The following is an 18,763-nucleotide window of genomic DNA, read 5'->3' as shown; positions in this document are numbered from 1 at the left end:
ACGTGTTTCTGTCCCCAGGTTGTACACAGCCTCGCGCACGCTTGTGATTCGTTGGGCCCACCCTTCCACAAGTTGTCCACAAGGTGTCCCCACACGATCAACAGGCGGGTTTGCGTTGCTCCTTCCGAGCGATCTAGCGTGCCGCGAACTGGTTGCGCGCAGTGCGCGACATGCCTGCCGAAAGGGTGGGCACCGGACCGGAAGATCCGGCATAATCGAACTGGTGTTCGTTTACGAGGAGGTGTCCGCGCGGTGGCGCTGACGGACGACCGCGGTCCCGCCTACGCGTCCGATCCCGGACCGGAGGACCCCGGTCCGCGGCCCGGCGACTTCGACCGGCAACCGCCCCAGGACGTGGCGGCCGAGCAGTCGGTGCTCGGCGGCATGCTGCTGTCCAAGGACGCGATCGCCGACGTCGTCGAAGCGCTGCGGCCCGGCGACTTCTACCTGCCGAAGCACCAGGCGGTCTACGACTGCGTTCTCGACCTGTACAGCCGCGGCGAGCCGGCGGACCCGATCACCGTGTCGGCCGAGCTGGAGCGGCGCGGTGAACTGGCCCGCGTCGGCGGCGCGCCGTACCTGCACACGCTGATCGCGACGGTGCCCACGGCGGCCAACGCCGGGTATTACGCGGAGATCGTCGCCGAGAAGGCGATCCTGCGGCGGCTGGTCGAGGCCGGCACCCGGATCGTGCAGTACGGGTACGGCGCGGCGAACGAGGGTGGCGAGATCAACGAGGTCGTCGACCGCGCGCAGGCCGCCATCTACGAGGTCACCGAGCGGCGGACCAGCGAGGACTACGTCGCGCTGGAGGAGCTGCTCCAGCCGACCATGGACGAGATCGACGCGATCGCGTCCCGCGGCGGGACGGCACAGGGCGTGCCCACCGGGTTCATGGACCTCGACGAGGTGACCAACGGGCTGCACCCCGGTCAGATGATCATCGTCGCGGCTCGACCCGGTGTCGGCAAGTCGACATTGGGACTGGACTTCGCGCGCTCGTGCTCGATCAAACACGGCCTGTCCAGCGTCATCTTCTCGCTGGAAATGAGCCGGATCGAGATCGTGATGCGCATGCTCTCCGCCGAGGCCCGGATCCGGCTCGCCGACATGCGCGGTGGCCGCATGTCCGACGACGACTGGACGCGGCTGGCGCGCCGGATGAGTGAGATCAGCGAGGCGCCGCTGTTCATCGACGACTCGCCGAACATGACCATGATGGAGATCCGCGCGAAGGCCCGGCGGCTCAAGCAGCGCAACGATCTCAAGCTCGTGGTCGTCGACTACATGCAGCTGATGACATCGGGCAAGCGCGTCGAATCGCGGCAGCAGGAGGTCTCGGAGTTCTCGCGGCAGTTGAAGCTCCTCGCGAAGGAGCTCGAGGTGCCGGTGGTCGCGATCAGCCAGCTGAACCGTGGTCCCGAGCAGCGCACCGACAAGCGGCCGATGCTGTCGGACCTGCGTGAATCCGGTTCGCTGGAACAAGACGCCGACATGGTGCTGCTGATCAACCGGCCGGACGCCTGGGAGCGGGACGACCCGCGCGCCGGGGAGGCGGACCTGATCCTGGCGAAGCACCGTGCCGGCCCGACGAGCACGATCGTCGTCGCGCACCAGCTGCACTACAGCCGGTTCACCGACCTCGCGCAGTCATGAGCTGAGGCGGCTTCGTTTCTCACCAGCCACTGGGCATGATGATGAGCCATTGGTGTGTGTCGCCGATGCGGCGACCAAGTTCGTGCGGACGGGTGTGGTTGCCGGTGGTGCCTTCAGCACCCGCCAGCGCCGCGGCCTACGGTATCCACGCCGCGCCAATTGCTTCTAGTGACCGGCGTGCCTCCCCAGCTGGCCAGGATCGGCAACATCCTGGCTATCACGGAAAAGTTAGTCCATCAACGACGACCCGATCGGCAGTGAGCGGCCAAGCACGGTCTGGAGAAGGGCGTTTCGGGCCAGTACCTTGGAGCGCTGGCCGAGCAGCAGTACCGGGACATGGTCGAGGGTGGCGGCCAGGCGCAGCAGTCCGGGGTCGGGGTGCTGTGCCGTGGGGCTCCACGGGCGGGGCCTGGACGTGGGTGCGGCCAGGTCGCGCAGGTGCGTGGCCTCGATCTCGTTCGGCCGCAGTGCCCGGGTCAGCGCGGTGAGCACGGACTCGGACACCGTCGACTGCCCGGCCCTGCTCCAGCCGGTTGTAGTGGTCGGTGCTCAGACCGGCGAGCATCGCCACCTCACTCCTTACGCAGGCCGGGCACGCGCGGTAGACCGGGCAGCGGTTCGATTCCGACCTGCGCGGGAGCGAGCCGGTCCCGGCGTGCCCGCAGGAAGGCCCCGAAGGCTGAACGATCCGCGCCCATGTCCCCACCGTAGGACCACCGGCCCCGGGACTGCCTGGTCATGCCGTGACTAGGGAAGACATGAGCTTGTAGCGGTGCCGGCGGCGACCCTGTAATCGAGGTATGACCAACGTACTTCCCTTCGATGGCCGTAGTGCCCTGGTGACCGGTTCGACCAGCGGCATCGGTGCCGCCATCGCCCGCCTGCTCGGCGCTCGCGGTGCCCACGTGATCGTCAGCGGACGCGACCAGGAGCGCGGCGCGCAGGTGGTCGCCGACATCCGCGCTGACGGTGGCAAGGCCGAGTTCCTGCCCGCCGACTTGTCCGCCGACGCCGAAACGGTGCGCGAGTTCGCCGCGCAGGCGACGGCGGCCGCGGGCGGGCAGATCGACATCCTGGTGAACAACGCGGGCATCTACCCGGCCACCGCAACACCGGACTTGCCGGACGATCAACTCGACGCGATGCTCGCGGTCAACATCCGGGCCCCACACGTCCTGGTCGCCGAGGTGGCTCCCGCCATGGCGTCGCGGGGCGCCGGGGTGATCGTGAACATCGGGTCGTGGATGGCGGTGGTGGGCTCCCCCTTCGCCGCGCTCTATACCGCGACGAAGGCGGCCGAGGAACAGATGACCCGGACCTGGGCGGCCGAGTTCGGACCGCGCGGTGTCCGGGTCAACGCGGTCGCCCCAGGCGTCACCCTGACCTCAGGCAATGAGCAGGCCCGGGAGGTCATCGACATGATGGCGGCCAAGACCCCCGTCGGGGTGCCGGTCGCTCCGGAGGACATCGCGTCGGCCGTGGCCTTCCTCGCGTCCGAGGAGGCCCGCATGATCCACGGGATCACGCTGTACGTGGACGGCGGCATCACCTCGACCCGGTTGCTGTGATGACCACCGCACTCGTGCTCGGCGGAGGTGGCCCGCTGGGCATCGCCTGGCAATCCGGTCTGCTCACCGCGCTCGCCCGTCGCGGCATCGACCTGTCCCGGAGCGACCTGATCCTGGGCACGTCGGCGGGTTCCGTCGTCGGCGCAACGCTGGCCGCCGGTCTCGACCTGGCCTCGCTGCTACCGCGAGTCAGCGGTGGTCTGCCGCTCGGACCTGGCGCCAGCGGCGACATCAGCGGCTTACCGGAGCTGGCGATCAAGGACATGATCGACTACGCGCTGAGCGCCGACACCATTGCGGAGGAGCACTATCTGGGTCGCCCACTGTTCGCCGAGTTCGCCGGTATCCCATGGCCATCGGCGCTGCGCTGTACGGGCGTCGACACCCGTACCGGACGGCTGACCGTGTGGGACGCCGACTCCGGAGTCGATCTGCCCACAGCGCTCGCCGCCAGCTGCGCGGTGCCGGGCCTGTTCCCGCCCGTGACCATCCATGGCACCAGGTATGTGGACGGCGGAGTGATCAATCCGCTCAACGTCGACCTCGCCGGCGGACACCACCGTGTCGTGGCCATCTCCTGTTTCCCGGCCACTGAAGAAAGCGGGGTGACCCTGGTCCAGCCCGGCCCGGAGTTCCTCGCCATCAGCGAGTGGGGCGCGGCGGTGATGGACACCGCAAGGTCCGCCGACGCCTACGAAGCCGGTCTCCGGCAGGCCGATCGGACGTCACTGTGACAGGGGGCCGACCAGACGGTCTCATCCAGCTGAGGAAATGACACCACAAGGCGGCTTCGTTTCTCGCCAGGCCCTTCATCCCTGCCTCAGATCTGCGCCTGGCCGCCGTCGACGAAGAACTCGATGCCGTTGACGAAACTCGACTGGTCGGAGGCCAGGAAGACGGCGGCATTGGCGATCTCGGCCGGATCCGCGACCCGGCCGAGTGGCACTCCCGCGACCAGCCCGTCGAGCAGGGTTTGCTCCTGCCCGGCGGGGGCCAGGCCGAGCAGGCCGGGCGTCTTCGTCGGGCCGGGGCTCAGCACGTTGACCCGGACCCCGCTCGCGCCGAGTTCGATGATCCAGGACCGGGCCAGGTTGCGGACTGCTGCCTTGGTCGCCGCGTAGACGCCGAGATCCGGTCCTGGCCGCAGCGAGTTGGTCGAGCCGGTCAGGATCACCGAGGCATCTTCGGCCAGCAGCGGCAATGCCTTCTGCACGGTGAACAGCACGCCCTTCACGTTGGTGCCGAAGGTCTTGTCGAACACCTCCTCGGTCACCTCGGCCAGTGGACCGGCCACTCCGCCGCCGGCGTTGGCGACCAGCACGTCGATCCGGCCCTTGCGCTGCCGAATCGTCCGGTAGAGCGCATCCAGGTCGCCGAGGTCGGCCGAATCGGTCCGGATGCCCTCGACGTTCGAGCCGATCTCGTCGACCGCCGCATCCAGTTCGGGCTGCCGCCGTCCGGTGATGAACACGTAGGCGCCCTCGGCGACGAACCGTTGGGCGATGGCGCGACCGATGCCGGTGCTGCCCCCGGTCACCACGGTGATCTTGCCGGCCAGGATCGTCCCGCCCGGTAGCACGGTGGTCATCTGCTGTCCTCGCTGTGTCCGGACAGCCATTGTTGACTGTCACGTCCAGAACTTACGGATTCTGGAATGGTTAGTCAAGAACGGCTAGGCTAGGTTTTCCTCCATGGCGCCTTCGGCGACAAACACCAGCTGTTCCTGCGGGCGTTCGACCGGCTGCGCGCACACGTGCACGCCGTGGCTGCCAGCGCGCTGGCCGGATTACTGCTGGCGGTCATGAGTGGGATCGAGGCGCTGGGCAAGGCCGGGAAGAGCGGGGCCTCGTTGCGCAGCACCGCCGAGACCGCGTTGGCCGTTCTCCCGCGCCGCCGGTGAAGTCGCGCGATACCGGGCGGATTCTGTCCACTATTGCTTCTAGCGTGTGCGGTGTCCCCGGAGGAGCGGTCCGAACCGCCTCCAGCTCAGAGAGGATCCACCGTGCAGCTTGTCTCTGTCCGCATCATCACCAACGACGTCAACCGCCTCGTCGAGTTCTACGAGCAGGTGACCGGTCTCGACGCTCGGCGGCCCGCGGAGCAGTTCGCCGAGTTCGTGGGCGCGTCGTGCACCTTGGCCATCGGCAGCGCCGAAACGATGACGCTCTTCAGCGCGGGCGCCGCCGTACCGGAGTCGAACCGGACCGCGATCCTCGAGTTCCTTGTCGAGGACGTCGACCGGGACTACGAACGGCTGACGGGCCTGGCCGTCGCCCCCGAGATCGTGCAGAAGCCGACCACGATGCCGTGGGGAAACCGCTCCCTGCTCTTCCGCGACCCCGACGGCAACCTGGTCAACTTCTTCACCCCGCTCACCGACGACGCCCGCGCACGGCTCGCCCGCTAGTCACCTCACAAGCCCGGCACCGCGAACCCGCAGCGACGCAGCCTGTCCTCGACGCGGAGGCGTTCGAACTCGCGTTCCATGCCGTCGGGCACGGTGTCGAGCCAGTGCCGCTCGCCGACCGCGTGGCAGGCCTGCGCGAGCAGCGCGTCGTAAGCCTGATACGTCGCGAGGCGGCGCGCTGCCGGCGCCTTGTCCGGCAGTTGTTCGAGCGCGCGGTGCACCCGGCGCAGGTCCGCGGCGAGCTGTTCGATGGGCGGCCCGTCGGGCGTAGGCCGGCGACGGCGGTGCCACTCGCTGACCGCGTCGACGAGCTGGGGAAGCTTGGACACCAGCCAGAACACCACGAGCGGCAACACACATACCGCCAGGTAGATGAGCACGTTCCCGATCGGGACGGTCATGGTTCAGGATAGGCGCCGTCACCCCGGCAACCGCCACACTTGACCGGTTCATCCGCTCCAGCGGACAAGAACGGGCCCGGGAGCGCCATTGCTCCCGGGCCCGGTTCTCATTTCAGCCAGGCGAAATCACGCCTGGATGTGCATCCCCTTGCCACCGACCGCGCCGGTGACCTGAGACAGCACCGCCGTGGGGTTCGCGGCGTCCAGGCTCGGCAGTGCCGGCAGGTCGCCCTGCGGCAGCTGGGTCTGGGGCAGCAGGTCACCCACCATCGGCGACGGCAGGTTCGCGCCGGGCAGCGTGCCCGGCAGCAACGGCAGCTGCGGCAGCGAACCGCTCAGGCCACCCACCGCCGGAAGCGCCGGCAGCGAGGGCAGGCCGCCGGCCGCGGGCAGGCTGGGCAGCGCGGGCAGGTCCTGACGAGCCGACTTCGGCAGCGGCAGGGCCGGCAGCTTCGGCAGGCTCGTCGCCGACATCTCCGAGGGGCTGATCGGGAGGTTGATCCCCGGCTCGTGGCCCGCGACCGAGATGTCCGTGTCGTTGCTGGTCTGCGAGGTCGCGGTCGCCAGCACCGGCAGCGCCACCTGGTAGACCTGCGCGACCGCACCGACCGGGATCTGCTTGTTGATCCCGGACAGCGCGTTGCCCGAACCCGACGTGGTGTCGGTGCCACCCACGGTGCCGGTGGTCGTGCTGTCGTCCACCGCGTGCGCCACGCCCGCCGCCGAAGCGGCGTCGCCGAACGCCTGCGGCACCGCGGCCGCCGGCACGTCGAAGATGTTGCCGGACACCGAACCGCTGGTGCCGGACGACGTGATGTCGCCGCCCGAGCTGGTGTCGGTGCTGGTGAGCGCGCTGCCGTGGGAGATCCCGGCCCCGTTGGCCGCGGTGCCCGTGGCCTGCCCGGACGGCATCAGCTGGCCGCTGATGACGTTGCCGGCGCCCGCGCCGCCCTCGCCGTTGGTCGCCGAGCTGCCGCCGGCCGACGACACGATGTCGCTGGTGGCCTCGCCGCTGTTCAGCCCGGCCGCGCCGCCGCCGACACCGACCACACCGGCGGCCGCACCCGCGGGCACCTGGACGATGTTGCCGGTCAGCGAACCGCCCTGACCCGTCGCGGTGGCGTCGCCACCGGCGTACGAGTCGGTCATGTTGTCGCCCTCGCCGAAGGCGTTACCGGCGCCCGCGACGCCGTGCCCCTGCACCGGAGCCGGCAGCGAAACCGGGGCCTGCCCGATGTTGCCGGACAGGAAGCCCTTCTTGCCGTTGGCGTTGAGGTGGCCACCGGCCTGCGAAGTCGTGTCGGAGGTGAGCTTGCCGTGGGCCTGGCCCGCCGCCGCGCCACCGATGCCGCCTGCGGGCACCGGGGTCGAGACCGGGACCGCGACCAGGTTCGCGCTGCCCGTGCCGTGGTCGTCCTGGGTGTTGCCGCCGCCGCCCGCGCTCACGTTGGTGTCCGTGGTGGCGGTGCCGCTGCCCTGGCCGATCGCCGAGGCGCCGGTGCCGGAAGCGTCGCCGGGCAAGGCGACCGGGAGCTGCGCGACGTTGCCGGACACGGTCGAGTCGTTGCCCTGGCTGCCGTTGTACCCACCGGCGTTGGCCGTCGTGGTCGAGTCCGACGAACCGCTGGCGTTGCCGATCCCGGCCGCGCCGACACCGGAAGCACCAGCCGCGCCGGCCGGCTGCGCGCTTGCGCTGTTACCGGACACGACGCTGTTGTTGCCGTTGGTGTAGGTGCCGCCACCGGCGCCCGCGGCGTTGTTGGTGTCGCAGCCGCCGGCACCCGAGGTGCCGATCGCGGCGCCCGCGGCGCAGCTCACGCTGACCGGAGCGGCCGCCGGGGCGTCGGCGATGTTGCCCGACCCGGTCGCGTTCTGGCCCGTGGTCGAGGAGAAGCCACCGGCCTGCGCGGTGCTGCCGGAGGTGGCGGCCTGGCGCCGGAAGCCGCTGCCGGCCGCCGAGTTGCCGACGAAGGAAGCGGCGTTGCTGATGGCCGAGGCGGGCACCGCACCCTGCGGCTGCACGATGTTGCCGGCGAGGAACGAGTCGTCACCGTCGGTCTGGATGTAGCTCGGGATGTCGTTCATCCCGGGCGTGACGCCACCCGCGGCCGCGTCGGCGGTGGAGTTGCCCGCCGCGTCGGCGTCGCCGCCCCAAGAGGCCGCGTTGTTCGAGACCTTGACCGGCAGGGCGATCGGCGCGCCGGCGACGTTCCCGGTGCCCGCGCCTTCCGACCCGTGGGTCTCGACGTAACCGCCGGAGCAGGCCGAGCTGCTGCCGTCGAAGTCCGTCTCGGCGTGGCCGAGGAACCAGCCGATCGCGTTGCCGGACACCTGCACCGGGGTCGCACCCTGCGGCGCGATCACGTTGCCGGCCACCCCGCCGTTGGTGCCGTCGGTGGTGGTGTTGCCGCTGGTGGTCGCGGACTGCGTCGCGCTGCCCGAGGTCTTGCCGCTGCCGCCGAGGCCGCCGGCGTTGCCCGAGATCTGGATCGGCAGCGCCCAGTCGAGGTTGACCGCGTTGCCGGCCAGGCCGCCGCCCGCACCGCTGGTGTTGACGTCCGAGTAGTTCTCGTAGGTCTGCGTCTCGTCGGAGTCGACGGAGGCGTTGCCCAGCACACCGACCGCGTTGCCGCTGATCAGGATCGGCACCGCGACGTTGCCGGCAACCTTGTTGCCCATCAACGGGTCGCCGTTCGACTCGACGCTCGGCGGGGTGACCGCGGAGCGCTTGACGCCGCCCTTGCCCAGCGACTGGCCGACCTGGCTGGCGGCCGCGGTGGCCTTGCTGGTGACCTGGTTCGCCGCGCTCATCGCGGGGGCTGCCGACTTGTACGCCTCGGTCTTGGTGACCGGGGCGAGCGCGCTGTTGAGCTTGTCGGTGATCGGCTTGGTGCTGATCTCCTTGTGCACTTCAGGCAGGTTGACCTGCTTGCCGAGCGTCCCGACGGCGTTCTTCGAGATGTCGACCGGAATGCTCGCGGTGACGTCCAACGGCCCGGCCGGAGTGTCCGGGTTGACGTTCTCGTCGGCAGACGCGATGCCGGTACCCAGCATCAGCAGGCCACCCGTGACCAGCGCGGTCTGGATACCGCGCTTTGCCCAGGTCTGCATTGAGAATTTCTCCTTTTCCTTGGGGTCCCTTGCGGGGCTTGTGGGGTGGGTGTGGCGACACCCGGAATCGCGAACACACGGGTTCGCGAGAGAACAAGCGGGATGCAGGGAACGCGCGGCCGGGCAAAGGAAAGGCACGGCGACAGGGCGCGTTCAGCTACCCCGCGCGTGAATCAGTCAGGCGTGACGCCGGGCTGCGAGCCCGGCTGAACCGGCGTGTGCCGGATGCCGAAGCGCACGGCACGCAGGCCGTGGGCATCGGCGACGGTGAGCGCGTTGGCGGGAACGCCGAGCAGCGGACCGTCGATGTGACCACCGGTGGCGGAGCCGCCGGGGGTGAACGGAACCCCGGACGGAGCCAGCGGGCTACGTACGGGTGCGAACGGGAAACGGTCGGGCTGGTCGCCGTGCTGGCGCTGGCCGGCCTCGTCCCGGACGTCGAAATGGGCGGCGGGATGCCCTTGGGGCATCGCGACCGTGGCCGGGCCGACCGGACCGGCCGGCAGCGGATCCGCCTGCGGGGTCACGACCGGCGGCGCGACCGAGGTGTGCTGCCCGCCGGCGTGGGTGCTGGACAGGCCCGACAGCGTGGGCAGCTGGATCAGCGTCTGGCCCGACGGGCGCAGGAAGTTCCAGAAGTCCGCCGGCGGGGTCAGCGCCTGGCCGATAACCCGTGGCGCGTCCTGCGGCTTGCGGGTGATCTGCTCCGCGGAGCCGAGGATGCGGTGCGCCGGCTGGAGCACCGCGTTGCCGGTGAACTCGCGGACGGCGCCCGTGACGTCGTTCGCGGCCTGCTGGCTACGGGCGACGCTGTCGGCGGAGGGCGCATCGCCGCCGAGCCGGACGGCGGCTCCCGCCGTGTCGCCGGCGAGCTGCGCGGTGCCGAGCAGGACGTCGTCACTGGCGCCGAGCACGGCATCGGTGGCCGGGGTGGCCTGGTCGTCCTGCTGGACGATCGCGTCCTGACCGGTGGCGGGCACGGTGTCGGCGGAGGCGCTGGCGGTGCTGATCGCCCACGCCGCGGCGGTGCCGGCGACGGCGCCGCCGACCACGAGCAGAACACGCGCGAGCCAGCGGCCGGCATGTGCCGGTCCCCGCTGCGCGGACGTGTTCTGCTGCTTCACCGTTCTCCTGAATTGTTTTCGGCTTATTCGAAAAACGTTCGCGTCGATAGGACGCGCGCTTGCCTTGACGAGGTAACCAAAACCCACGACCCGCGCGCACGTTCGACACGACTTGATCGCACGATCGTGTGAAGAATTTCCGGGCTGAAAACCTAAAACGGCCCGCCCAGGGGATCCTGCCCGGGCGGGCCGTTGTCAGTTGGAGAGGATTCAGCCGAGCGAGCCGGCCGCACCCTGGATGATCGACGGGATCGCGCCCGCCCAGGCGGAGCTCAGCAGGCCCGCGGCACCGGCGCCCAGCAGCGCACCGGACTGGTTCCAGGCGTTCACGTAGTCCGCACCGGTCGGGTGCGACGGCACGACCACCGGGGCGGTCAGCTCGTCGGCCGAGGCAACACCGCCGGCGAGGCCCAGGGCACCCGCGGAGAGGGCGAGGACGGCGACGGTGCGGGTGAGGGTCTTGCGCATGGAACTGTTCCCTTCTGTTGGTGTTACTTGGTGGTGGATGGAGAGCACTCAGCCGAGGGCGCCGGTCGCGCCCTGCAGGATGGACGGGATCGCGCCCGCCCAGGCGGAGCTGAGCAGACCCGCGGCACCGGCACCGAGGCAGGTACCGGAGACGTTCCAGGCGTTGACGTAGTCGGCGCCTGTCGGGTGGGAGGGCACGACCGCCGGGCAGGCGACGCCACCCGTGCTCGGATTCGACGGCGTCGACGGCGTCGAAGGAGCGGGACTGGTAGGCGCGGGATTCGCCGGTGCGGGCTTCTCGGGGGCGGGCTTCGGCGCCGGTGCCGGCTGGCACCCGCACCGCGGGTCGAGCCGAACGGTGCTCGCCGCCGCGTGGTGGGTGGGGCTCGTCGCTGCCAGCGCCGGAGAGCCGACGGCTCCCATTGCCAGCAGCCCGGCCGCGGCCGCCACCGTGGTGACGACCACCTTGCGGGCCTTGCTGAACTTCACGAGTTCTCCTCGAAATTGCTACACCGGCGTTGGATTCGCTCGTGTTCTCGAATTCGCTTCCGGCTAGTTCCGTGTGGGAATCGGTGCTCCCTCGCCGAGAACGTTAAACATCCTCGCAATCCCTTTTCCACTCGTCTTACCTGATCGTGTACTACCTGATCGGAGGAATGATCCGGACCGGAAAACGGCAGCAGAAAACGCATGCCCGACTGTTTCGCGAGCATGCTGGGAATGCTTCCGGGATGAAAGAGAACGAATCGGCGGGTGACGTGTGGATCTTGCGGTCTGTGGAAGATTCGCAGACAACCCGGTGAGTCCGCACATCGTGCACGCGGAGTGCGCCTGATCGTGTGACGCCGACATGCCCCACTGCCCTGGTCACGCTTTCGGGCGCGTCCGAAACGCCCCACTCGCTAGGGTGGGCGGGTGACCGACCAGCAGACCCGGCTCCCCGGCGAGGACGCCCGCACCACGAACGCCGTACCCGTGGGGCTGCGGGTGGCCGCCGGGTTCGCCTGGCGCTTCCTGCTGGTGATCGCCGCGCTCTACGTCATCATCTGGCTCATCGGCTACCTCGCGGCCGTGGTCATCCCGGTCTCGATCGCCCTGCTGCTGTCCGCGTTGATGGCGCCGCTCGTTTCACATCTGGTCGACATCCGGGTGCCACGGGGGCTGGCCACCGCGATCGTGCTGGTCGGCGGGCTCGCCGTGCTGGGTGGGTTGCTGACGTTCGTCATCATCCAGTTCAGCGACGGCGTGCCGCAGTTGCAGCAACAGCTCAACTCGAGCCTCGACCAGGTCCGGGACTGGCTGATCAACGATCTGCACCTGCGCCAGGAACAGATCCAGCAGTTCATCGACAACGCGATCCACTACCTGCAGAACAACCAGGCCACGATCACGACCAGCGCGCTGACCACGGCCGGCGCGGTGGGCGAGATCCTCACCGGGTTCCTGCTCACGCTGTTCGTGACGATCTTCTTCCTCGTCGGCGGCGAGCAGATCTGGACCTTCCTGATGAAGGGCGTGCCGCGGGACGTGCGCGACCGGGTCGACGTGGCGGGCCGCCGCGGGTTCGGGTCGCTGGTCGCCTACGTGCGGGCGACGGCCGCGGTCGCCGTCGTGGACGCGGTCGGCATCGGCATCGGGCTGTGGATCGTGCGGGTCCCGCTCGTCGTCCCGCTGGCGACGCTGGTCTTCCTAGCCGCGTTCGTGCCGATCATCGGGTCGGTCGTCGCCGGCACGGTCGCGGTGCTGGTCGCGCTGGTGACCAACGGTTTCGTCACCGCGCTGATCGTGCTCGGCATCGTGATCCTGGTGATGCAGCTGGAAAGCCACATCCTGCAGCCGCTGCTGCTCGGCCGCGCGGTCAAACTGCACCCGCTGGCCGTGGTGCTGGCGATCTCCATCGGGCTCGTCGTCTCCGGGATCCCGGGCGCGCTGCTCGCCGTGCCGCTGCTGGCGGTGCTCAACTCAGGCATCCGGTCGCTGCTGCACGAGACGGATCCGGTGCGGGAGCCGGCCGAGGTCGAGCCCGAGACGTCATGAGCAAGCGGTTCGGGCCGACCGCGGTCGAGCCGGCCACCCCGCTGTGGTGGGGCGGGATCGCGCTGCGGGCGCTGACCTGGCTGTTCGCCCTCGGCGCGGTGATCGTGCACGAGGACGACTACCAGCGCCCGGCGCTCGCCTGGATCGTGCTCGGCGCGATGGCCGTCTGGACGGTGCTGACCACCGTCGTCTACTCGCGTGAGGCGCTGCGCTGGCGGTGGCGCTGGTTCGTGATCGCCGACATCGTGGTCGTGTGCGGGCTGATGCTGACCTCGCCGCTGATCCTGAGCCCGGCCCAGCTCGCCGGGGTGGACCCGCTGATCACGACGGTGTGGGTCGCGGGCGTGCCGGTCGCCGCGGGCACCCGCTTCGGCGGCTACGGCGGGGCGGCCGCCGGACTGGTGGTCGGCGCCGCGACTGCGGTGGCGCGGCAGGCATTCACCCTGGACGTCGCGCGGGACGCGCTGCTGCTGGTGGCGACGGGGCTGCTGATCGGGATGAGCGCGACGACCGCGCGCAAGTCCGCCGCGGCGCTGGCGGAGGCGTGGCGCAAGGAGGTCGCGACCGCCGAGCGGGAGCGGCTCGCCCGGTCGATCCACGACAGCGTGCTGCAGGTGCTCGCGCGGGTCCGCCGTCGCGGCGCGGAGGTCGGCGGTGAGGCGGCCGAGCTCGCGGAACTGGCCGGTGAGCAGGAGATCGCGCTGCGGGCGCTGGTGACCACCGAACCGACCGCCACCGGTACGGGGGAGACGGATCTGCGGGCCGCGTTGCAGCTGCTCGGATCGTCGAAGGTGCAGATCGCGACCCCGGCGGGCGACGTGCTGCTGCCCGCGGCCACGACCGCCGAGCTGGTCGCCGTCGTCCGCGAAGCATTGTCCAATGTGGACAAACACGCGCCGGGGGCGAAGGCCTGGGTGCTGCTGGAGAATCTGGCGACGGAGGTCGTGATCACGGTCCGGGACGACGGGCCCGGCATCCCCGAGGGCAGGCTCGCCGCGGCGGAGACCGACGGGCATCTCGGCGTCGCCCGGTCGATGCGCGGGCGCGTCCTCGAGCTGGGTGGCACCATCTCCCTGGAGACCGCTCCGGATCGCGGGACCGAATGGGAGGTTCGGGTGCCGAAGGCGGGAACGAAGCGATGATCTCGGTGATGGTCGTCGACGACCACCCCATCTGGCGCGACGGCGTGGCCCGGGACCTGACCGAGAACGGGTTCGAGGTGCGCGCGACGGCGCCCGATGGCGAGGCGGCGGTGCGCATCGCGACCGCCGTGCGGCCCGACGTGGTGCTGATGGACATCAACATGGGCGAGACCTCGGGCGTGGACGCGACCCGCGAGATCACCATGGCGCTGCCGGACACCCGGGTGCTCGTGCTGTCCGCGAGCGGTGAACACAGCGACGTCCTCGAAGCGGTGAAGGCGGGGGCGTCGGGCTATCTGGTGAAGTCCGCGTCCGCACAGGAACTGGTCGACGCGGTAGAGCGGACCGCGCAGGGCGATCCCGTGTTCACCCCGGGCCTGGCCGGTCTGGTGCTCGGCGAATACCGGCGGATGGCCGACGCGCCGGACGGTGGTGCGCCGCCGCCGAGGTTGACCGAGCGCGAGACCGACGTGCTGCGTTTCGTCGCGAAGGGGCACACGTCGCGGCAGATCGCCGAGCGGCTCGTGCTGTCACACCGGACCGTGGAGAACCACGTGCAGTCGACGCTGCGGAAACTCCAGCTGCACAACCGGGTCGAGCTCGCGCGGTACGCCATCGAGCACGGACTGGACAAGGAATGAGCCGGGCGTAAGTCGGGGTTTTTCCCCGATCCGCGCCGGGCCGCGCGCTTTTACGCTGGTGCGCATGGGCGAAGACACCGAGACGACGACCGACCCGCGGAACCTGCGCGTCTCCGACGAGGAGCGCGAGCACGTCGTCGCGGTCCTGCAGAAGGCCATCGGCCGCGGCATGATCGATCTCGACGAGTTCACCGAGCGCACCGACATCGCGCTCGCGGCCCGCACCCGCGGCGAGCTGAACGCGGTGCTCGTCGACATCCCCGGCCTGATGAACCGCGAGCTGGGCGCGCCGCCGCCGACGGTGAGTTCCGACCGGCGCCTCGTGCTGTCCGCGAAATACTCGTCGCTGGTGCGCAACGGGCGCTGGCTCGTGCCGCCGGAAATCGTGGTGCAGAACAAGTACGGCTCCACGAAGCTCGACTTCAGCGACGCCCAGGTGCCGAGCCCGACGGTGCACATCGACCTCGACTGCAAGTGGGGCTCGATCGAGGTGGTCATCCCCGAGCAGGCGTCGGTGGACCTCAACGCGATCACCGAGATCAAGTACGGCTCGCTGGAGGACAAGACCGGCTCCGACGGCCGCCCCGGCACGCCCCGGCTGGTGTTCTCCGGGCGCGTGCACGGCGGTTCGCTGACTATCCGGCATCCGCGGCGCGGGCTGTTTTCCTAGCCTCGGCCGGGTCCGGGGTGTCCAGTACTCGCGCGGCGATCGCCTCGCACTGAGCCAATGTCACGCCCGCGAGGCTCGCGCCGACGGCTCGGACCGAGGGCGCGTTCATCGACAGGCTCGTCACGCCAAGGCCGGTGAGCACCCGGGCGAGGAGCGGGTCCGCGGCCGCTTCACCGCACACGCCCGCGGGTTTGCCGGCCGCCTTCGCGGCGTCGCCGATCAGTTTCAGCAGCCGCAGCAGTCCCGGCTGCCACGGGTCGTTGAGCGCCGCGACCGCGCCGAGCTGCCGGTCGGCGGCGAACGTGTACTGCGCGAGATCGTTGGTACCGACCGAAACGAAGTCGACCACGGCCAGGATCTCCTTGGCGGACAAGGCCGCGGCCGGGATCTCGATCATCACGCCCGCCCGCACGATTCCCGCGGCGCGCACACGTTCGGCGAACCAGGCGGCCTCCGCCGCGGTCGCCACCATCGGCGCCATCACTGACACGTCGGCGCCGGAATCCTGTGCGGCGCCGGCGATCGCCTCGAGCTGACGGTCCAGCACCTCCGGCCGGTCGAACGCGACGCGCAGGCCCCGCACGCCGAGCGCCGGGTTGGGTTCGGCCTCGGGGGAGAGGAACGCGAGCGGCTTGTCGGCACCGGCGTCGAGGGTGCGCACGATGACGGGCTTTCCGGCGAACGGCGTGAGCACCGCGGTGTACGCGGACTGCTGCTCGGCGACGGTCGGTTCGGCTTCCGCGTCCAGGTAAGAGAATTCGGTGCGGAACAGGCCGACACCTTCCGCCCCGGCGTCGGCCGCAGCCCGCGCGTCGGCGGGCGATCCGACGTTGCCGAGCACCTTGACCAGGTGACCGTCCGAAGTGGACCCGACGCCGTTCCATTCGACCGGACCGCTCGCGACCGCCGTAAGCACGGGTGCGTCCCGTTCGGCGACCTCGACCACGCCCGTGTCGCCGTCGACGAGCAGCGCCTCCGCGTCGAGTGACAGCAGGCCGCGCACCGCGACGACGGCCGGAATTCCCAGTGCCCGCGCCAAGATCGCGGTGTGACTCGTCGGGCCGCCCTCCTCGGTCGCCAGCGCGAGCACCTTCGCCGGATCGAGTCCGGCGGTGTCGGCCGGGGCCAGGTCGCGGGCGACGAGCACACTGGGCGTCGGCAGTTCCGGCACGCCGGGCGGCTCCACGCCGAGCAGTTCGGCGACCACGCGGTCCCGCACGTCCTCAATGTCTCGCACCCGCTCCGCCATGTACCCACCGGCCGCGGCGAGCGTCGTGGCGAAACCGTTGGCAGACTCGTAAATCGCGCGCGGGGCAGGCAATCCTTCGGCGGTCACGAGCCGTTCGGCCTCGCTGATCAGCGCGGGATCAGCGGCCATCGCGGCGGTGGTGATCAGGATCGTCGCGGCGTCACCGGACGCGCTCGCGGAAAGCGCTTCCAGCCGGGCGGCCACGGCCTTTGTCGCCGGTGCGATCCGGGCGGCCTCCGCCTGCGGGTCCTCGGGCGCGGGCTTGTTCGCGGGCTCGCCGAGCGGCTCGGCGACGCGCACGACGGGGCCGCGCGCGCGACCCGGGCTCACAGCAACGCCAGACAGTTGAGACTGCGACATGGTCTAGACCATACTCCCTTCAGCGACCGGTCAGCTCCGCTTCGGACGGATACGACGGCTGCGCGCCCCGGCGGGTCACCGAGATCGCCGCGACCCGGACCGCCTTGCGGGCCGCGGTCTCCAGCGTGACACCGGTCGCCAGCGACGCGGCGAGCGCACCCGCGAAGGCGTCGCCCGCGCCCGTCGTGTCGACGGCCTCGACCCGGGGCGAAGCGATCTCGGTCGTGCCGTCCTCGGTGATTACGAGCGCGCCGCGGGCGCCGAGCGTCACCACCGCGGACCGCGGACCGAGGCCGAGCAGCTTCGCCGGCGCGGCGTCGGAACCCAGTAGCCACGCGGCTTCGTGCTCGTTGACCAGCAACACATCGAGGGCGGCGAGCGTCTGTGCGGACACCTTCGCGGCAGGGGACAGGTTGAGCAGCGTGCGCACCCCGGCCTCCACGGCGGCCGCGACGGCTCGTTCCACTGTCGGCAGCGGGATTTCCATCGACGCCACCATGACCTTCACGCCGGCCAGCGCACCGTCGACCACGGACGGCACGAGCGCGCTGTTCGCGCCGGGGGAGACGAGGATCGAGTTCTCGCCGTCGGGCGTCACGGTGATGTAGGCGATCCCGGTCGGTCGCTCCACGACGAGCAGCAAGTCGGTGCGCACGCCCGCGGCGCGCAGGGATTCGGTGAGCATCCGGCCGTGCGCGTCATCGCCGATCGCGCCGAGCAGGGCGACGTCCGCGCCGAGCTTCGCGGCGGCGACCGCCGTGTTCGCCCCCTTGCCGCCAGGCAGCACGGCCGTGTCGCCGCCCAGTACCGTCTCGCCACCGGCCGGGCGCCGGTCGGCGGGCACGACCAGGTCGGCGTTCGCGGAGCCGATCACCAGGACTTCGGTCATGCCCCGATGATCCCGCATTGGCGAATGTGAAGAACTTTGTAACTTCTGACCCGAAGAATGCGACACTAGGGTGAGCGTGCAGCATCGATCACCTGAATGGGGGAACCTGACCCTCGGGCCGTCCCATTCGACGCTGCACCGGACTCTCCTGATCTGTCCGCCCCCGGCCCCGCCGGAGGACGGGCATCGGGTCGTCGGTGCCGATCGCGTAGCCCCCCGAGCGATCGGCACCGGCGGCGCCCAATCCTGGCGATCTGCCTGCTCCTAGAATGCACAAATGGACAAGCCAACGCGCCGAGGCCGGATGCGCGTGGCGACCGACCAGGACATCCGCCGGACAGCTCGCACCTTGCTCATCGAGCGCGGGCCGGAAGCGGTGACGCTACGGGCGATCGCGCGTGAGCTCGGCATCACGGCACCCGCCCTCTACCGGTACTACGGGTCCCGCGACGACCTGGTCCAGCACCTGCGGCTCGACGTGATCGCCGACCTCGCCGCCGAGCTGAGCGAAGAGGTTGCCGGGCTCACCGACGACGGGGCGGTGCAACTGTTCGCGATCTGCCGCGGTTTCCGCCGCTGGGCGCTGACCCACACCAAGGAGTTCACCCTGGTGTTCGCCTCGCCCACCGGTGACGTCGGATCCGCGGCCGGCAGCGTGGCGACCCTGCAGCGGGCGAGCGAGCCGTTCGGGCGGATCTTCCTGGTCGCCGCCGGCCATATCCTCGCGACGCACCAGCTCACCATCCCGTCGGCGGAAGCGGTGCCGCTCGAACTGCGCGACGACCTGACCGCGTTCCAGTCCGACCTGCTGACCGTCCTGCACGAGTCCGGCGCCGAATTCCCGCCGGACAAGCTGAACCTCGGCACGACCTACGTGATGATCCAGTTCTGGGCGCGGCTCTACGGCCACATCACGCTCGAGGTGTTCGGGAACTACCCGATCCCGCTGTCCAAACCCGACGCCGTGTTCGACGCGCTGCTGGCCGACCTCGCGAGAGAAATCGGCCTCACCTAGAGCGCCAGCCCCTCGCCCGACCACC

At 70.4% G+C, this 18,763-nt stretch carries 20 protein-coding genes; 10 read left to right on the top strand and 10 right to left on the bottom strand.

Features of this window, described 5'->3' with window-relative positions; all coding sequences use genetic code 11:
* The first annotated feature begins 252 nt into the window (after positions 1 to 252).
* Positions 253 to 1,656 (top strand): replicative DNA helicase, encoded by a 1,404-nt coding sequence (gene dnaB / locus LOZ83_RS11225; RefSeq protein WP_236790376.1) that lies wholly within the window; start codon positions 253 to 255, stop codon positions 1,654 to 1,656.
* 228 nt (positions 1,657 to 1,884) lie between these two features.
* On the opposite strand, the gene LOZ83_RS11220 is transcribed toward dnaB, so the two are convergent.
* On the bottom strand, positions 1,885 to 2,160 hold the full coding sequence (locus LOZ83_RS11220; RefSeq protein ID WP_236790374.1) for a hypothetical protein: 276 nt from the start codon (positions 2,158 to 2,160) through the stop codon (positions 1,885 to 1,887).
* A 68-nt stretch (positions 2,161 to 2,228) separates the two neighbouring features.
* Positions 2,229 to 2,396: a hypothetical protein gene (locus tag LOZ83_RS11215; RefSeq protein ID WP_236790373.1), complete on the bottom strand. Its 168-nt coding sequence runs from the start codon at positions 2,394 to 2,396 to the stop codon at positions 2,229 to 2,231.
* A 60-nt stretch (positions 2,397 to 2,456) separates the two neighbouring features.
* Between LOZ83_RS11215 and LOZ83_RS11210 the strand changes: the two genes are divergently transcribed.
* On the top strand, positions 2,457 to 3,224 hold the full coding sequence (locus LOZ83_RS11210) for an SDR family NAD(P)-dependent oxidoreductase (protein WP_236790372.1): 768 nt from the start codon (positions 2,457 to 2,459) through the stop codon (positions 3,222 to 3,224).
* Positions 3,224 to 3,958: a patatin-like phospholipase family protein gene (locus LOZ83_RS11205; RefSeq protein WP_236790371.1), complete on the top strand. Its 735-nt coding sequence runs from the start codon at positions 3,224 to 3,226 to the stop codon at positions 3,956 to 3,958. The genes LOZ83_RS11210 and LOZ83_RS11205 overlap by 1 nt, the downstream gene beginning before the upstream one ends.
* Before the next feature lie 86 nt (positions 3,959 to 4,044).
* On the opposite strand, the gene LOZ83_RS11200 is transcribed toward LOZ83_RS11205, so the two are convergent.
* The gene (locus tag LOZ83_RS11200) at positions 4,045 to 4,812 is read right to left on the bottom strand and encodes an SDR family NAD(P)-dependent oxidoreductase (protein WP_236790370.1); all 768 of its coding nucleotides are present in this window, start codon (positions 4,810 to 4,812) and stop codon (positions 4,045 to 4,047) included.
* Between the two features lie 174 nt (positions 4,813 to 4,986).
* Between LOZ83_RS11200 and LOZ83_RS11195 the strand changes: the two genes are divergently transcribed.
* Positions 4,987 to 5,124: a hypothetical protein gene (locus tag LOZ83_RS11195; RefSeq protein ID WP_236790369.1), complete on the top strand. Its 138-nt coding sequence runs from the start codon at positions 4,987 to 4,989 to the stop codon at positions 5,122 to 5,124.
* Positions 5,125 to 5,226: 102 nt separating this feature from the next.
* The gene (locus LOZ83_RS11190; RefSeq protein ID WP_236790368.1) at positions 5,227 to 5,631 is read left to right on the top strand and encodes a VOC family protein; all 405 of its coding nucleotides are present in this window, start codon (positions 5,227 to 5,229) and stop codon (positions 5,629 to 5,631) included.
* 5 nt (positions 5,632 to 5,636) lie between these two features.
* Here LOZ83_RS11190 and LOZ83_RS11185 read toward each other — a convergent pair whose 3' ends face one another.
* The 5 genes from LOZ83_RS11185 to LOZ83_RS11165 form a co-directional block, all read right to left on the bottom strand.
* Positions 5,637 to 6,032: a hypothetical protein gene (locus tag LOZ83_RS11185; RefSeq protein WP_236790367.1), complete on the bottom strand. Its 396-nt coding sequence runs from the start codon at positions 6,030 to 6,032 to the stop codon at positions 5,637 to 5,639.
* A gap of 126 nt (positions 6,033 to 6,158) precedes the next feature.
* Positions 6,159 to 9,143: a hypothetical protein gene (locus tag LOZ83_RS11180; protein WP_236790366.1), complete on the bottom strand. Its 2,985-nt coding sequence runs from the start codon at positions 9,141 to 9,143 to the stop codon at positions 6,159 to 6,161.
* 173 nt (positions 9,144 to 9,316) lie between these two features.
* Positions 9,317 to 10,267, bottom strand: a complete 951-nt coding sequence (locus LOZ83_RS11175) for a hypothetical protein (protein ID WP_236790365.1) — start codon at positions 10,265 to 10,267, stop codon at positions 9,317 to 9,319.
* A 210-nt stretch (positions 10,268 to 10,477) separates the two neighbouring features.
* On the bottom strand, positions 10,478 to 10,735 hold the full coding sequence (locus tag LOZ83_RS11170) for a hypothetical protein (RefSeq protein ID WP_236790364.1): 258 nt from the start codon (positions 10,733 to 10,735) through the stop codon (positions 10,478 to 10,480).
* Between the two features lie 48 nt (positions 10,736 to 10,783).
* The gene (locus tag LOZ83_RS11165) at positions 10,784 to 11,224 is read right to left on the bottom strand and encodes a hypothetical protein (protein WP_236790363.1); all 441 of its coding nucleotides are present in this window, start codon (positions 11,222 to 11,224) and stop codon (positions 10,784 to 10,786) included.
* A 426-nt stretch (positions 11,225 to 11,650) separates the two neighbouring features.
* Here LOZ83_RS11165 and LOZ83_RS11160 point away from each other — a divergent pair, with 426 nt between their 5' ends.
* The 4 genes from LOZ83_RS11160 to LOZ83_RS11145 all read left to right on the top strand — a co-directional run bounded on the left by LOZ83_RS11160 (position 11,651) and on the right by LOZ83_RS11145 (position 15,225).
* Positions 11,651 to 12,772, top strand: a complete 1,122-nt coding sequence (locus LOZ83_RS11160; protein ID WP_236790362.1) for an AI-2E family transporter — start codon at positions 11,651 to 11,653, stop codon at positions 12,770 to 12,772.
* Positions 12,769 to 13,914: a MacS family sensor histidine kinase gene (gene macS / locus LOZ83_RS11155; protein ID WP_236790361.1), complete on the top strand. Its 1,146-nt coding sequence runs from the start codon at positions 12,769 to 12,771 to the stop codon at positions 13,912 to 13,914. Before LOZ83_RS11160 ends, macS begins: the two co-directional genes overlap by 4 nt.
* Positions 13,911 to 14,555: a response regulator transcription factor gene (locus LOZ83_RS11150; protein ID WP_236790359.1), complete on the top strand. Its 645-nt coding sequence runs from the start codon at positions 13,911 to 13,913 to the stop codon at positions 14,553 to 14,555. Before macS ends, LOZ83_RS11150 begins: the two co-directional genes overlap by 4 nt.
* Before the next feature lie 64 nt (positions 14,556 to 14,619).
* Complete coding sequence (locus tag LOZ83_RS11145) at positions 14,620 to 15,225, top strand: DUF1707 domain-containing protein (RefSeq protein ID WP_236790358.1); 606 nt, start codon at positions 14,620 to 14,622, stop codon at positions 15,223 to 15,225.
* Here the strand turns inward: LOZ83_RS11145 and ptsP are convergent.
* Both ptsP and LOZ83_RS11135 read right to left on the bottom strand, forming a co-directional pair.
* A complete protein-coding gene (ptsP, locus tag LOZ83_RS11140) occupies positions 15,191 to 16,834 on the bottom strand; it encodes a phosphoenolpyruvate--protein phosphotransferase (RefSeq protein WP_236790357.1) in 1,644 nt (547 codons plus the stop codon). The two genes, LOZ83_RS11145 and ptsP, sit on opposite strands and share 35 nt — an antisense overlap.
* A 19-nt stretch (positions 16,835 to 16,853) precedes the next feature.
* A complete protein-coding gene (locus LOZ83_RS11135; RefSeq protein WP_236790356.1) occupies positions 16,854 to 17,723 on the bottom strand; it encodes a ribokinase in 870 nt (289 codons plus the stop codon).
* Between the two features lie 277 nt (positions 17,724 to 18,000).
* Between LOZ83_RS11135 and LOZ83_RS11130 the strand changes: the two genes are divergently transcribed.
* A complete protein-coding gene (locus LOZ83_RS11130) occupies positions 18,001 to 18,738 on the top strand; it encodes a TetR/AcrR family transcriptional regulator (protein WP_236790355.1) in 738 nt (245 codons plus the stop codon).
* Positions 18,739 to 18,763: the final 25 nt, after the last annotated feature.

Origin of the sequence: Amycolatopsis sp. GM8 (genome assembly GCF_021653975.1) — a bacterium.
GTDB lineage: Bacteria > Actinomycetota > Actinomycetes > Mycobacteriales > Pseudonocardiaceae > Amycolatopsis_E.
The sequence above is the reverse complement of the archived record's forward strand: the minus strand, read 5'-3'. Positions and strand labels throughout refer to the sequence as shown.